Genomic DNA, 13,909 nt, shown 5'->3' on the forward strand with positions numbered 1-13,909 from the left:
GACCCTTCCTCGCCTTGTCCCTGCCTGACAACTCCCCACACCATGAACCGCGTTCACAAGGCGGACCGGATCTCATGGAGGGGCGCAATGAACAGTCTCGACTGGGCCGTGCTCATCGGCTACTTCGGCGTCATGGTCGCGATCGGCGTCTGGTCCCACAAGCGCGTGGACGACGTCTCCGACTTCTTCACCGCCGGCGGCCGCATGCCCTGGTGGCTGTCCGGCATCTCCCACCACATGTCCGGCTACAGCGCCGTGATGTTCACCGGATACGCCGGCATCGCCTACACCTACGGCGTCACCTCCTACGTCACCTGGTCCTTCCCCATCGCCATCGGCATCGCCGTGGGCGCCCACCTCTTCGCGCCGCGCCTCAACAGGCTCCGCTCCCGGCTGCACGTCGCCTCGCCCCTGGAGTACCTGAAGAACCGCTACGACCTGCCCACCCAGCAGGCCCTCGCCTGGTCCGGCGTCCTGCTGAAGATCGTGGACGTGGGCGCCAAATGGGCCGCCATCGCCACCCTCCTGTCCGTCTTCACCGGGATCTCCCTCAACCAGGGCATCCTCATCACCGGTGTCATCACGGGCATCTACTGCACGGTCGGCGGCCTGTGGGCCGACGCGCTCACCGAACTCGGGCAGTTCGTCATCCAGTTCTTCGCCGGCATCGCCATGCTCGTCGCCGTCCTCGCCGAGCTCGGCGGGATCAGCGCCCTGTGGACCGTGTGGGACCGGCCCGAGCTCCAGGGGCACACGGCGCCGACGGCCGGCCCGTACACGCTGACGTTCCTCCTCGCGTACCTCTTCATCAAGACCTTCGAGTACAGCGGCGGCATGTGGAACCAGGCCCAGCGCTACATGGCCACCCCGACCGCCCGCGAGGCCACCCGCTCCGGCCGGCTCTCCGCCGTCCTGTGGTTCGTCTGGCCGCTGGTCCTCTTCTTCCCCATGTGGGTCGCGCCGCTGCTGGTCGACCCGAAGAAGCCCGACGCCTCCGACTCGTACGCCCTGATGACCGAGCAGCTCCTGCCGCACGGACTGCTCGGCCTGGTCATCGTCGGCTTCTTCTCGCACACCATGGCCATGTGCTCCTCGGACGCCAACGCCATCGCGGCCGTCTTCACCCGGGACATCGCGCCCGTGCTCAGCAAGTCCGCCCGCACCTGGTCGCAGGCGGCCGGGCTGCTCGCCGCCCGCTGGTCGACGATCGCCTTCCTCGCCCTGTCGATGGCCGTCGCCACCCAGGTCAACTCCCCCACCTTCAAGGACATCATCACCGTCGTCATCAAGTGGGTCGCCGGACTCATGGGGCCGATCGCCATCCCGTTCATGCTCGGCCTGCTGCGCGCCTTCCGTAAGTCGGGCCCCACGGCGGCGCTCGTGTCCTGGGCGGCCGGACTCTTCGCCTTCTGGCTCACCAACTACGGCCTCGACGGCATCGAGCTGCAGATCCAGATCGTCTCGCCGCTCGCCACCTCGCTGGTCCTGTACGTCCTCATCGGATACGTGAAGCCCGAGGCCACCCCGGAGCGGGACGCCCTCCTCGACCGGCTGCACAGCGACGACGGCACCGCGGCCGCCGTCCCCGGCCAGGCCACGGACGAGCGGACCGGTCAGCCCCTGACCTGATCAAACCCTGACCTGATCAAACCCTGACCTGACCAGCCCTCGACCTGACCTCGATCAGCCGCCGCTCAGCCCCTGATCAGGCCCTGATCAGGCCCTCGGATAGCGGGCCAGCCAGCCCGACGCCCACTCCGCGACACCGGGACCGTGCAGGGCGGCCCCCTGGGTCATCTCCATCGCGAAGTCGTCCGCGAGCTCCAGGACCGTGCCCCGGCCCTCCAGCTCGGCCACCCAGGCCGGCGGGAGGGCCGTCTCGCCGTGCATGACCCCGAGCAGCGCCCCGGTGAGGGCTCCGGTCGCCGCCGACGGGCCGTCGTGGTTGACCGCCAGGCGCAGCCCGTGCCGGATGTCCTCGCCGACCAGCGCGCAGTACACGGCCGCCGCCAGCTGCCCCTCGGCCCGGTCCTCCGCCGCCCCGAGCGCCGTCACCCGCTCCGCGTCCGGCATCCCCTGCCGTACGGCGGCCAGCGCGGCCTCCAGGGCCTCGGTGACCGGCCCGTGGCCGGGTCGCGGCGCCACCTGCTCCACCGCCGTGCGCACCGCGCCGTCGACGCTGTCGCCACGGGCCAGGCCGTGCACCACGACGGCGAAGGCGCCGGCCGACAGATACGCGGCCGGGTCTCCGTGGGTCTGCGCCGCGCACTCCACCGCGAGCTGGCACACCAGCTGCGGCTCCCAGCCGACGAGCAGGCCGAAGGGCGCCGAGCGCACCAGGGCGCCGCTGTCCGCGGCCTGCGGGTTCTTGGGCCGGTCCACCGTGCCGAGGATCTCGTCGCCGAGACCGGTCAGACAGGCCCTGGCCGGGTCCCGGCGCGCGTACAGCCACTCCTCGCGGGCCAGCCAGCCCAGGTCGGCCCGCCGCTCGTCGGGGCCCCAGTCGCGCTGGGTCGCCGCCCAGCGCAGGTGCGCCCGGTGGACGTCGGTGGGCGGGTGCCAGGCGCCGGTGTCGCGGCGGACGTGGGCGCGGATGAGGCCGTCGACGGTGAACAGCGACATCTGGGTGGCGGCGGTGACGGCTCCCCTGCGGCCGTGGGCGGGGACCGGTTCGGTCAGGCCCTCGGGCCCGTGGGCCGTCCGGAGCTCCTCGAGCGAGCGCCCGGCCGCCCCGGCGCCGAAGGCGTCGCCGACCGCCCCGCCGAGCAGACAGCCCCGGACCCGGGCCCGGAAGTCCTGCTGCTCGGTGCGGCCCCACACGGCCGCGGCTGTGGTGGTCACGACGTGCCCTCCCCCGTACGAGGTCCCCGTACACCGGTCTGCCGAGCACTGTAATAGACCGGATGCGCTCGTTCGGGGGCCGGAACGTTATGTGATCCGACGCCCTTCAGTCCGCTTTTGACCGCAGTGTTCCCGGTCCTGTCTCAGTCCCCTCTCGTCTCCGTCCCCTCCTGTCTCAGTCCTCCTGGACGATCGGCAGCAGCTCCGGCAGGTGCCCGTCGGAGGCGCGGGCCGCGCGCTGCCGCTCCTCCGGCACCTCGCCGTAGAGGGTGGTCCGCGGCCGGGAGGGGCGGCCGGCCGCCTCGGCGATGGCCTCCAGATCGCGGATCGAGCGGTACGAGCCGTAACTCGACCCGGCCATCCGCGAGATGGTCTCCTCCATCAGCGTGCCGCCCAGGTCGTTGGCGCCCGAGCGGAGCATCTCGGCGGCGCCCTCCGCGCCCAGCTTGACCCAGCTGGTCTGGATGTTCGGGATGTACGGGTGCAGCAGCAGCCGGGCCATGGCGGTGACGGCCCGGTTGTCCCGCACGGTCGGGCCCGGCCGCGCGATGCCCGCGAGGTAGACGGGGGCGTTGGTGTGGATGAACGGCAGCGTCACGAACTCGGTGAATCCCCCGGTCTCCTGCTGGATCCGGGACAGCGTGCGGAAGTGGCCGAGCCAGTGGCGGGGCTGGTCCACGTGCCCGTACATCATCGTGGAGCTGGAGCGGATGCCCAGCTCGTGCGCGGTGGTGATCACCTCGATCCAGGTGGCCGTGGGCAGCTTGCCCTTGGTGAGCACCCAGCGGACCTCGTCGTCGAGGATCTCGGCGGCCGTCCCCGGGATCGAGTCGAGCCCGGCCTCCTTGGCGGCGGTCAGCCACTCGCGGATCGAAAGACCCGTGCGGGAGGCGCCGTTGACGACCTCCATCGGGGAGAAGGCGTGCACGTGCATGCCGGGGACGCGTTCCTTCACGGCCCGCGCGATGTCGAAGTAGGCGGTGCCGGGCAGGTCCGGGTGGATGCCGCCCTGCATGCAGACCTCGACGGCGCCGACGTCCCACGCCTGCCGGGCCCGGTCGGCGACCTGGTCGAGGGAGAGGGTGTACGCGTCGGCGTCGGTGCGCCGCTGGGCGAAGGCGCAGAAGCGGCAGCCGGTGTAGCAGACGTTGGTGAAGTTGATGTTGCGCGTGACGATGTACGTCACCTCGTCGCCGGTCACCGACTTCCGCAGGTCGTCGGCGACCGCGCACAGGGCGTCCAGGGCAGGGCCGTCGGCGTGCAGCAGGGCGAGGGCCTGCGGGTCGGTGAGCCGGGTCGGGTCGTCGGCGGCGACGGCCAGCGCCTCCCGCACGTCGGCGTCGATCCGCTCGGGCACCATGCCGGGCGCCGCGGCCTCCCGCAGCGCCTCCCAGTCGCCGTAGACGTGGTCGAAGTCCTCGCGGCGGTCGCCGGTGCGGCCGGTGGTGTCGATGGTGCGGTGCAGATCGGTGCGGCCGGTGCCGCCCGCGGCGGCGAAGGTCTCGTCGGGCTCCTGCCAGGGCAGCCCGCGCACCGGCGCGTCCGGGTCGGCGAGTCCGGTCTCCGGGTCGGCGAGCGCGCGCACGTGCGGCATCAGCCTCGGGTCGAGCCAGGGCTCGCCGCGGGTGACGAACTCCGGGTAGACGCAGAGCCGTTCGCGCAAGGAGAAGCCGGCGGCGGCGGACTTCTCGGCGAGCTCCTCGATCCGGGGCCAGGGCCGCTCGGGGTTGACGTGGTCGATCGTGAGCGGGGACACCCCGCCCCAGTCGTCGATGCCGGCGGCGATCAGCCGCCCGTACTCGGCGTCGACCAGGTTCGGCGGGGCCTGGAGGCAGGCGGCGGGCCCCATGATGAGCCGGGCCACCGCCACGGTCGCGACCAGGTCGTCCAGTTCGGCGTCCGGCATGCCGCGCATCGCCGTGTCGGGCTTGGCGCGGAAGTTCTGGATGATCAGCTCCTGGATGCCGTGGTAGGCGCGGGCGATCCGGCGCAGCGCGAACAGCGACTCGGCCCGCTCCTCGTAGGTCTCCCCGATGCCGAGCAGCAGCCCGGAGGTGAAGGGCACGGAGGACCGCCCCGCGTCCTCCAGGACCCGCAGGCGCACGGCCGGTTCCTTGTCGGGCGAGCCGTAGTGCGGCTGCCCGGGCTCCTCCCACAGCCGCCGCGAGGTCGTCTCCAGCATCATCCCCATGGAGGCGGCGACGGGCTTGAGCCGCTGGAAGTCCGTCCACGACATCACCCCGGGGTTGAGGTGGGGCAGCAGCCCGGTCTCCTCCAGGATGCGGATGGCCATGGCCCGTACGTACGCGAGGGTGTCGTCGTAGCCGTGGGCGTCCAGCCACTCGCGGGCCTCGGGCCAGCGGTCCTCGGGCTTGTCGCCGAGGGTGATCAGGGCCTCCTTGCAGCCGAGTTCGGCGCCCTTGCGGGCGATGTCGAGGACCTCGTCCGGCGACATGAACATCCCGTGTCCCTCGCGGCGCAGTTTCCCCGGCACGGTCGCGAAGGTGCAGTAGTGGCACTTGTCCCGGCACAGCCGGGTCAGCGGTATGAACACGCTCTTCGAGTACGTGATGACCCCGGGCCGCCCGGCCGCCGCGAGCCCCGCGTCACGCACCCGGCCGGCCGTGGCCACCAGGTCGTCCAGGTCGTCCCCCCGGGCCTGCAACAGCACGGCGGCCTCGGCGAGATCGAGCGCGACCCCGTCCCTGGCCCGCTTGAGCGCACGGCGCATGGCGTTCTCGGTGGGTCCTGGGGTGCGGGGTGCCTGCTGATCGGTCATGGACCGAGCATACGAGCGGGTCACAGGTACCGGGCGTAGTCGTCGAGTACGGCGAGGACCTCCCGTTCGCCGCCCGGAGGGAGCTGGAGCACGACCTCCTCGCAGCCCAGTTCCTCGTAGTGGGCGAGCTTTCCGGGGCTGGGGAGGACCGCGTAGGGGACGACCTGAAGCGCCTTCGGGTCACGACCGGCCCCCTCCCAGACCTCCCGCAGCGCGGGAAGGGCCTGGGTCAGGCCGCGGCCGCCGATGGGCATCCAGCCGTCGGCGTAGTCGGCGACGTGGGAGAAGAGCCCGGGTCCCGCGGCGCCGCCGACGAGGGTGCGGGGGGTGCCGCCGGCGACGGGCTTCGGCCAGGCGTGGGAGGCGCGGACGGACAGGCCGGAGGTCTCGCCCTCGTACGCCGTGGGCTCGGCGGCCCACAGGGCCCGCATCAGGTGCATCGCCTCACGGGTGCGGGCCCGGCGGGTGCCCCAGTCGACGCCGTGGTCGGCGGCCTCCTCCTTGTTCCAGCCGAAGCCGACGCCGAGCGTGAAGCGGCCGCCGGAGAGGTGGTCGAGGGTCGCGATCTGCTTGGCGAGGGCGATCGGGTCGTGCTGGGCGACCAGGGTGATCCCGGTGCCCAGGCCGAGGCGTTCGGTGACGGCCGCGGCCTGGCCGAGGGCCACGAAGGGATCGAGCGTGCGCCCGTACTCGGGCGGCAGCGGGCCGCCGGCCGGGTAGGGGGTGACGCGCTCGACGGGGATGTGGGTGTGCTCGGGCAGGTAGAGCCCGGCGAAGCCACGCTGCTCGAGCTCGCGGGCGAGCCGCACGGGGGTGATGGTCTCGTCGGTCAGGAAGATCGTGGTCGAGATCCGCATGGGGGCACGGTAGGGGGTGGGGCGCGAGATTCCGAGGGCCGTGACAGGAACACGGCGCTCCCGGGACGCGACGGGAGGCGTCAGCCCCGGTACTCCGTGAGGTCGATGGCGTGGACGCGCAGCGGGTGGCCGTACTTCGGGTCGACGGTCTCCCGTTCCGGGGCCATGCCGAGCTTGCGCATCACGTTCTCGGAGGCGGTGTTCCCGATCCTGGCGATGCTGATGACCCGGTCGAGGCCGCGGTCCTCCAAGGCGAACTCCAGGGCCGCGTGCGCGGCTTCGGAGGCGTAACCCTGTCCCCAGAAGGGCCGCCCGAGCCGCCAGCCGATCTCCACGTCGGGAAGGACTTCAGGAAGGAACTCCGGCACGGAGAGGCCGGTGAAGCCGACCAGTTCGCCGGATCCGAGGAGTTCGACGGCGAACAGGCCGAAGCCCTCCTCGTCCCACATCTCCTCGATCCGCTCGATCCCCTCGGCGGTCTGCTCCAGGTCGCGCACCGAGCCGTCACCGATCCACCGCATGACCTCGGGGTCGGCGTTGATCTCGGCCATGGGGACGAGGTCGTCGTCGGTCCAGCGGCGCAGGAGGAGGCGGGGTGTGAGGATCTCGGTCATGGATCCATCATCGCGCGTGGCCGGCCGTCCGCCGGAAATCCACCTGCGGCCGCCCTTCGCCGCCTCTACGGTGGCCGGGTGCTGAAGCGACTCGAGGCCTATTACGACGCCGTCCCCCGGTCCGCCGCCCGCGCCGAGGACTTCGGTGCGCTGACCCTCTTCGTACGGGAGGGGGAGGGCTGGCCCTATTACGCGCGGCCCGCTCTCGGGCACACGGGCGCCGTCGCCGTCGAGGCGGTGGAGAAGGTGCGGGCGCGGCAGCGGGAGCTGGGCGTGCCGGAGGCCTTCGAGTGGGTGGCGGAGACCACGCCGGGGCTGCGGGCGGCGGTCGAGGCGAGCGGGCTCGTGGTGCACGAGCATCCGCTGATGGTGCTCACCGAGACCGCCGAGGAGCTGCCCGCGCCGCCGAAGGACGTCACCGTGCGCATGGTCGGCGCCGGCGATCCGGCCTTCGAGAGCGCGGTCGCGGCCCCGTACGCGGCCTTCGGCGCCACCCCCGCGCCCGGCGCCGCCGCCCAGGTCGCGGCCAGGATCGAGGCCGGCCTGACCCGCCTCGCGGCCGCCCTCGACCCCACCGGCACGGCCCTCGCCGCCGGCCAGCACCAGCCGGTCGGCCCGGTCACCGAGGTCGTCGGCGTCGGCACCCGCCCCGGCTCCCGCCGTCGCGGCCTCGGCCTCGCGGTCACGGCCACCCTCGTCACGGACGCCCGGACCCGCGGCGCCGAGACCGTCTTCCTCACCGCCACCGACGAGACGGTGGCCCGCCTCTACGCCCGCCTGGGCTTCCGCACGGTCGCCACCGCCCTGATCGCGGAACAGGCGGAACAGGCCGGCTGACGCCCCCGGCGGCGGCCCGCCCTCAGCGGCCCGCCGCCGGTTCCCGGACCATCGCCACGTCGATCGCGTCCTCGGACTCGACCCGGAATCCCTCGCGCTCGTAGAGGCGGCGGGCCGGGCTGCCCTGGAGGACGGTGAGGCGGACGGGGAGGCCGGCCGTGTCGGCGCGGGCGAGGAGGGTGCGCAGGACCGCGGTGCCGAGGCCGCGGCCCTGGGTGGCGGGGGCCAGGTAGAAGTGCTCCAGGTGGAAGCCCTGCCCCGTCTCGTCCGGGCGGAGGGTCACGCAGCCGGCGAAGGTCCCGTCGGTCTCGACGACCGAGGTGTACGCGGCTGAGAAGCCGTCCCGCAGGCGCTGGCGGACCCGGTGCTCGTCGTAGCGCCCGAGGCGCAGCAGGTCGGCGCGCAGGACCTCGGCCCGCAGTTCGGCGATGGGTTCCACGTCCTGGGCCCGGCCGGGGCGCAGCGACCAGTTCGTCTCGGTGGGTGCGTACGGCATGGGGGCATCGTAGGGAGCGTGACGTAACCCCTCGCGGCCGGTCGCCGTTGGGTGCGGCATGAAGAAGATCCTCACCGCCGCCGCCCTGACCTCGCTCGCCCTGGCCGGCGGGCTCTGTGCCGCCCACACCGCCGCCGCCGAGAGCGCCGGCAACAGCCTGCCCCCGTCGCTCCCGCTGAGCGGCCTGCTGGACCCCGCGGAGAAGCCGGCGGCCCCGGCGGAGATGCCCGCCGCCAACAGGCTGGTGGAGGGGCTGCTTCCGGGGCAGCACTGATCCGTAGCGGAAAACAGCGAGGTGGCGGGACCCCCCACGGGCCCGCCACCTCGCCGTTTTCCGCTACCGGTCCGTCGAGGAGTCCATCAGTCCTCGACGACCAGCGACGGGGTCTCCTTGGTGAGCACCTCGCCCCGGAAGAAGGCGGGGCTGCGGCGCTGCATCACCAGCATGATCACCACGCCGAGCAGCAGCAGTCCGACGCCGATGACGAAGACGGAGCCGACGCCGAGGACCGCGGAGCCGGAGCCGTAGGCCGGGTCCCACATGTCGTAGAGCGTCTTGCCGAAGACGGCGGTCAGCATCAGGCCGCCGAGCAGCGGCATCAGGCCCTTGTAGGCGAAGTCGCGGCCGGAGCGGAAGAGCTCGGCGCGGAAGTACCAGACGCAGGCGAAGGCCGTCAGGGCGTAGTAGAAGCAGATCATCAGGCCGAGCGCGTAGATCGTGTCGACCAGGACGTTCTCGCTGACCAGGGTCATGACGGTGTAGAAGACGCCGGTCGCGACACCGGCGACGACGGTGGCCTTGCCGGGGGTCTTGAAGACCGGGTGGACCTTGGTGAAGGACTTCGGCAGGGCCTCGTAGGTCGACATCGCGAGGACCGTGCGGGCGACCGGGATGAAGGTCGTCTGCAGGCTCGCGGCGGCGGAGGCGAGGACCGCGACGAAGAGCAGGATGCCGAGGGCGGGGCCCATGACGGGGCCGGCCAGGGCGGCGAAGACGTTGTCGGAGGTCTCCGGGTTGGCGAGGCCGAGGCCCTGGTCGCCGGAGCCGACGGCCATCTGGGCGGCGATGCCGGTGGCCATGTAGGAGGCGACCAGGACGACCATGGCGATCAGCGCGGCGCGGCCGGGCGTCTTGCTGCTGCCGGTGGTCTCCTCGTTGGTCGCCATGCAGGCGTCCCAGCCCCAGTACATGAAGATCGACAGGGACAGTCCGGCGGTGAACGCGGCGAACGACTGCACCGCGAAGGGGTTCATCCAGGACCAGGAGAAGTCGACCGAGGTCTCGAAGGAGCCGGCCTTCGACAGCGCCATGGCCACGAAGAGGCCGAGGACGACGAGCTGGAGGCCGACGAGGGCGTACTGCACGCCCTTGGTCGCGGTCATGCCGCGGTAGCTGATCGCGGTGGCGACGGCGATCAGGGTGAGGCAGGTGAGGATGTGGACGGCCTTGTTCTCGTCCAGGGCGGCGATCGATTCGCTGCCGCTGATCTCACCGGCCAGAAGCCAGAAGTAGGAGGTCGCGACGCCGGCCAGGTTGGAAAGGACGATGATCGTCGCGATGACGAGGCCCCAGCCGCACATCCAGCCGATCTTGGGGCCGAAGGCCTTCACCGTCCAGGTGAAGGAGGTGCCGCAGTCCGGCATCACCTTGTTGAGCTCCCGGTACGCGAACGCGACGAGGAGCATCGGCAGGAACCCGGCGAGGAAGATCGCGGGCATCTGCAGGCCCACCTCGCCGGCCGTGGAGCCGAGCGTCGAGGTGAGGCAGTAAACGGGGGCGACAGTGGAGATGCCGATGACGGCACTGCCGAGGAGGCCTACGGAGTTGCCGCCGAGGCCCTTGGTGCGTACTCCGTGACCGTCGCCCGGAGTGACGCCCCTTACCGTGTCTCCGGCCTGGGGCCGTGCTTCCACCTGAGTCATGAACAGGACGTTAAGTGCTGCGGTTTCCACATCCGGAAGATCGAAGTCCGCCGGTCGGGACGATCAATGCCTTTCATTGCGAGGTCAAACGCGGACGCTCGCCAATGATTGAAAGATCGACGACCGGACGGGACCGACCAACCGGTAGGCGATTCCCCGGCCGTCCGATATGCGGGAACCGCAGCCGTACCCCAAATGTCCGTTTTCAAATTTTCCCGAGGAATTTTCGCGGAGGCCCTCGGATCGCCATTTCACCCCGGCCAGACCACAGCCTGTAGCTCGCTGTACGCGTGCAGTGCGTACGAGCCCACATCCCGGCCCACACCGCTCTTCTTGAAGCCGCCGAACGGAGCCTCCATGTTCCGTCCGATGGTGTTGACCCCGACCCCGCCGGCCCTCAGCCGCCCCGCGATACGGAATGCGCGGGCCACGTCCCCCGACCACACGTAGTCGATCAGGCCGTAGTCGCTGTCGTTCGCGAGCGCGATCCCCTCCTCCTCGTCGTCGAAGGGCACCACCACGACCACCGGTCCGAAGATCTCCTCCCGCACCACCCGCATCTCGGGCGCGCAGTCCGCGAGGAGCGTCGGGGCCACGTAGAAACCGCGTCCGTCGCCGACGGACGGCCGCTCGCCCCCCACGACGACCCGCGCGCCCTCCTTGCGGCCCAGCTCCACATAGGACTCCACCCGGTCGCGGTGCGCCGCCGAGATCACCGGCCCGACCACCGTGCCGGGCGCCGCCGGATCCCCCACCGTCAGCCGGCCGGCGTACGCGGCGAGCCCGGCGACCAGCCGGTCGTGGATCCCGCGCTGGGCCAGCACCCGGGTCGGGGCCGTGCAGATCTGCCCGCTGTAGAAGGAGAAGGTCGTCCCGATCCCCGTCACCGCGGCCTCCAGGTCCGCGTCGTCGAAGACCAGGGCCGCCCCCTTGCCGCCCAGCTCCATCAGCTGCCGCTTCAGCTGCCGGCCGCACACCTCGCCGATCGCCTGCCCGACGGCCGTGGAGCCGGTGAAGGAGACCATGTCGACCGCCGGGGAGTCCACGGCCGCCTCGCCCACGGCGGGCGCGGAGCCGGTGACCACGTTCACCACCCCGGCCGGGACCCCGGCCTCCTCGAGCGCCCGGGTCATCGCGTACACGGACAGCGGGTCCTGCGGGGCGGGCTTCACCACGACCGTGTTGCCCATCGCGAGCGCCGGGGCGATCTTGCCTGCCGGGTTGGCCCAGGGGTTGTTGTACGAGGTGACGCAGGTGACGACGCCGACCGGGCGCCGTACGGCCACCGCGCCGAAGACCCCGGCCCTCCCCATGGGACCGGCCTCGTTGATCTGCGGCGGCAGGGCCCGCTCGACCGGTTCCAGGGCGCCCCGGGCGTAGCGGCGGAAGCGGGAGGCGCCGACGGCGACCTGCATCCCGCGGGCGGTGGCGGTGGTCGCGCCGGTCTCGGCCCGGGCGAGCAGGGTGTTCGGACCGGCGTCGCGGTCCATCAGGGCGGCGGCCCGGTCCAGGATCGCGGCCCGCTCCTCCGGCTTCGTACGGGACCAGGTCGCGAAGGCCGCGCGGGCCGCCTCGGCCGCCTCGTACACCTGGGCGCGGGAGGCCTCGGGGGCGAGGCCGACGAGCTGCTCGGTGGCGGGGTCGATCACCTCGTAGTGCCCGCCGTCGGGCTCGACCCACTCCCCTCCTATATAGAGGCGCTCGGTCCTCGGCTCGTACGTCACCGGGTGCTCACCGTCCTCGTGTCGCGGCCCGAGCGCAGCACCCGGCCCGGGACCGCGCCGGTCACCTCGTCGTCCCTGACCGTCTCCACGCCGTTGACCCGCACCGACACGATCCCGGTCGCGCGCGAGTCCAGGCGCGGGCTGTCGCCGGGCAGGTCGTGCACCAGGGTCGCCGGGCCCGCGTCGATCCGCTCGGGGTCGAAGAGGACCAGGTCGGCGTGGTGGCCCTCGGTGATCCGGCCGCGCCCGCGCAGCCCGAAGAGCCGCGCCGGGTCGTCGCTCAGCATCTTCACGGCCTGCTCCAGCGGCACCAGCTTCCGGCCGCGCAGGCAGTCGCCGAGGAAGCGGGTGGTGTACGGCGCCCCGCACATCCGGTCCAGGTGGGCGCCCGCGTCGGAGCCGCCGAGCAGGACGTCCTCGTGCTGCCAGGTCTCGGCGCGCAGCGCCCAGGAGGCCGGGTCGTTGTCGGTGGGCATCGGCCACAGGACGGTGCGCAGGTCGTCGTTGGCGCAGATCTCGACCAGGCACTGGAAGGCGTCCTGGCCGCGTTCGGCGGCGATGTCCTGGACCACCCGGCCGGTCAGGCCCTCGTTCTCGCGGCTGTAGGTGTCGCCGATGACGTAGCGGCCGAAGTGCGCGAGGCGCCGGAAGACGCCGGCCTCCCTGGAGTCGGCGCGCTGCAGCATCCCGGCCCGTACGGCGGGGTCGCGGAGCTTCGCGATCCGCTCGGGCACGGGGAGGGAGAGGATCTCGCCCCAGCCGGGGATGAGGTTGAGGGCGCAGAAGGTGCCGAGCGACATGTTCATGGGGGTGAGGATCGGCATGGTGAGGGCGACGATCCGGCCGCCGGACTTGCGGGCCCGCTCGGAGGCGAGGAGCTGGCGGGGGACGCGCTCGGGGACGGTGGCGTCGATGGTCAGCACGTTCCAGTTGAGCGGGCGCCCGGCGGCGGCGGTCATCTCCACGAAGAGGTCGATCTCGGCGTCGGAGAACTGGTCGAGGCAGCCCGCGAGGATCGCCTCGATCTGGGTGCCCTCGTGCTCGCCGACCGCCCGCGACAGGGCGATCAGCTCGGCGGGGGTGGCGTGCCGGGAGGCGACGGGGGCGCCGTCGCCGTCGGAGTGGGTGGAGGACTGGGTGGTGGAAAGGCCCCAGGCGCCGGCCGCCATGGCATCGTGGAGGAGGTCGACCATCCGCCGCAGCTGTGCGTCGGTGGGCTGCCCGCCGACGGCGTCCGGACCCATCACGTACCGCCGCAGGGCGCAGTGGCCGACCATGAACCCGGCGTTGACCGCGATCCGCCCCTCCAGGGCGTCGAGGTACTCCCCGAACGACGACCAGCTCCAGTCGACGCCCTCCTCCAGGGCCTTGAGGGACATGCCCTCGACCTTGGACATCATGCGGCGGGTGTAGTCGGCGTCCTCGGGCCGGTCGGGGTGGAGCGGGGCGAGGGTGAAGCCGCAGTTGCCGCCGGCGACGGTGGTGACGCCGTGGTTCATGGAGGGTGTGGCGTACGGGTCCCAGAACAGCTGGGCGTCGTAGTGGGTGTGCGGGTCGACGAAGCCGGGGGCGAGGACGAGACCGCCGGCGTCCTCGCTGGTGCGGGCGGCCTCGCCCGCCTCCGCGAAGACGATCCGCCCGTCGCGTGTCCCGACGTCTGCGGTGAAGGCGGGGGCGCCGGTGCCGTCCACGACGGTGGCGCCCTTGATCAGGTGATCGAGCATGACGTTCCCCTCTCTGCACGTGGGCGCGGGTGTGCCCCGGACCGGGGCCGCCGCGGAACGGCCGCCGGCCGGGGCCGGTACGGGGCGACGGTCCGGGAAGACACCGCCCCGCGC

11 protein-coding genes are annotated in these 13,909 nt (G+C 72.4%); 3 read left to right on the forward strand and 8 right to left on the reverse strand.

The genetic code is table 11. The annotated features are described in order from the left end of the window. Window positions 1–87 precede the first annotated feature (87 nt). Window positions 88–1,629 (forward strand): sodium:solute symporter family protein, encoded by a 1,542-nt coding sequence (locus tag ACFY7C_RS35455; RefSeq protein WP_389659319.1) that lies wholly within the window; start codon window positions 88–90, stop codon window positions 1,627–1,629. A gap of 87 nt (window positions 1,630–1,716) precedes the next feature. On the opposite strand, the gene ACFY7C_RS35460 is transcribed toward ACFY7C_RS35455, so the two are convergent. From ACFY7C_RS35460 to ACFY7C_RS35475, 4 genes are all read right to left on the reverse strand, one after another. Beyond that, entirely contained in the window at window positions 1,717–2,841 is a 1,125-nt protein-coding gene (locus tag ACFY7C_RS35460) for an ADP-ribosylglycohydrolase family protein (protein WP_389659322.1), read from the reverse strand. A gap of 175 nt (window positions 2,842–3,016) precedes the next feature. Continuing rightward, on the reverse strand, window positions 3,017–5,620 hold the full coding sequence (locus ACFY7C_RS35465; RefSeq protein ID WP_389659325.1) for a bifunctional FO biosynthesis protein CofGH: 2,604 nt from the start codon (window positions 5,618–5,620) through the stop codon (window positions 3,017–3,019). A gap of 20 nt (window positions 5,621–5,640) precedes the next feature. After that, window positions 5,641–6,477: an LLM class F420-dependent oxidoreductase gene (locus ACFY7C_RS35470; RefSeq protein ID WP_389659328.1), complete on the reverse strand. Its 837-nt coding sequence runs from the start codon at window positions 6,475–6,477 to the stop codon at window positions 5,641–5,643. A gap of 80 nt (window positions 6,478–6,557) precedes the next feature. Next, window positions 6,558–7,091, reverse strand: coding sequence for a GNAT family N-acetyltransferase (locus tag ACFY7C_RS35475; protein WP_389659331.1), 534 nt, complete (start codon window positions 7,089–7,091; stop codon window positions 6,558–6,560). 78 nt (window positions 7,092–7,169) lie between these two features. Here ACFY7C_RS35475 and ACFY7C_RS35480 point away from each other — a divergent pair, with 78 nt between their 5' ends. Next, window positions 7,170–7,928, forward strand: coding sequence for a GNAT family N-acetyltransferase (locus ACFY7C_RS35480; protein WP_389659334.1), 759 nt, complete (start codon window positions 7,170–7,172; stop codon window positions 7,926–7,928). 22 nt (window positions 7,929–7,950) lie between these two features. Here ACFY7C_RS35480 and ACFY7C_RS35485 read toward each other — a convergent pair whose 3' ends face one another. Beyond that, a complete protein-coding gene (locus tag ACFY7C_RS35485; RefSeq protein ID WP_389659337.1) occupies window positions 7,951–8,424 on the reverse strand; it encodes a GNAT family N-acetyltransferase in 474 nt (157 codons plus the stop codon). Between the two features lie 58 nt (window positions 8,425–8,482). Here ACFY7C_RS35485 and ACFY7C_RS35490 point away from each other — a divergent pair, with 58 nt between their 5' ends. Then, entirely contained in the window at window positions 8,483–8,698 is a 216-nt protein-coding gene (locus tag ACFY7C_RS35490) for a hypothetical protein (protein WP_389659340.1), read from the forward strand. Between the two features lie 86 nt (window positions 8,699–8,784). Here ACFY7C_RS35490 and ACFY7C_RS35495 read toward each other — a convergent pair whose 3' ends face one another. The 3 genes from ACFY7C_RS35495 to ACFY7C_RS35505 form a co-directional block, all read right to left on the reverse strand. Then, window positions 8,785–10,347 carry an APC family permease gene (locus tag ACFY7C_RS35495; RefSeq protein WP_389659343.1) on the reverse strand — a complete coding sequence of 521 codons (1,563 nt, stop codon included), beginning with the start codon at window positions 10,345–10,347 and terminating at the stop codon, window positions 8,785–8,787. Window positions 10,348–10,598: 251 nt separating this feature from the next. Beyond that, window positions 10,599–12,071, reverse strand: coding sequence for an aldehyde dehydrogenase family protein (locus ACFY7C_RS35500; protein WP_389659346.1), 1,473 nt, complete (start codon window positions 12,069–12,071; stop codon window positions 10,599–10,601). Then, window positions 12,068–13,795, reverse strand: a complete 1,728-nt coding sequence (locus tag ACFY7C_RS35505; RefSeq protein ID WP_389659349.1) for an amidohydrolase family protein — start codon at window positions 13,793–13,795, stop codon at window positions 12,068–12,070. The genes ACFY7C_RS35500 and ACFY7C_RS35505 overlap by 4 nt, the downstream gene beginning before the upstream one ends. Window positions 13,796–13,909 lie beyond the last annotated feature (114 nt).

Source organism: Streptomyces sp. NPDC012769 (assembly GCF_042901205.1).
GTDB lineage: Bacteria > Actinomycetota > Actinomycetes > Streptomycetales > Streptomycetaceae > Streptomyces.

Coding starts and splice junctions, on each gene's coding strand:
- ACFY7C_RS35495 (WP_389659343.1), bottom strand. CDS start 10,347: ATGACTCAGGTGGAAGCACGGCCCCAGGCCGGAGACACGGTAAGGGGC.
- ACFY7C_RS35475 (WP_389659331.1), bottom strand. CDS start 7,091: ATGACCGAGATCCTCACACCCCGCCTCCTCCTGCGCCGCTGGACCGAC.
- ACFY7C_RS35470 (WP_389659328.1), bottom strand. CDS start 6,477: ATGCGGATCTCGACCACGATCTTCCTGACCGACGAGACCATCACCCCC.
- ACFY7C_RS35465 (WP_389659325.1), bottom strand. CDS start 5,620: ATGACCGATCAGCAGGCACCCCGCACCCCAGGACCCACCGAGAACGCC.
- ACFY7C_RS35485 (WP_389659337.1), bottom strand. CDS start 8,424: ATGCCGTACGCACCCACCGAGACGAACTGGTCGCTGCGCCCCGGCCGG.
- ACFY7C_RS35455 (WP_389659319.1), top strand. CDS start 88: ATGAACAGTCTCGACTGGGCCGTGCTCATCGGCTACTTCGGCGTCATG.
- ACFY7C_RS35490 (WP_389659340.1), top strand. CDS start 8,483: ATGAAGAAGATCCTCACCGCCGCCGCCCTGACCTCGCTCGCCCTGGCC.
- ACFY7C_RS35505 (WP_389659349.1), bottom strand. CDS start 13,795: ATGCTCGATCACCTGATCAAGGGCGCCACCGTCGTGGACGGCACCGGC.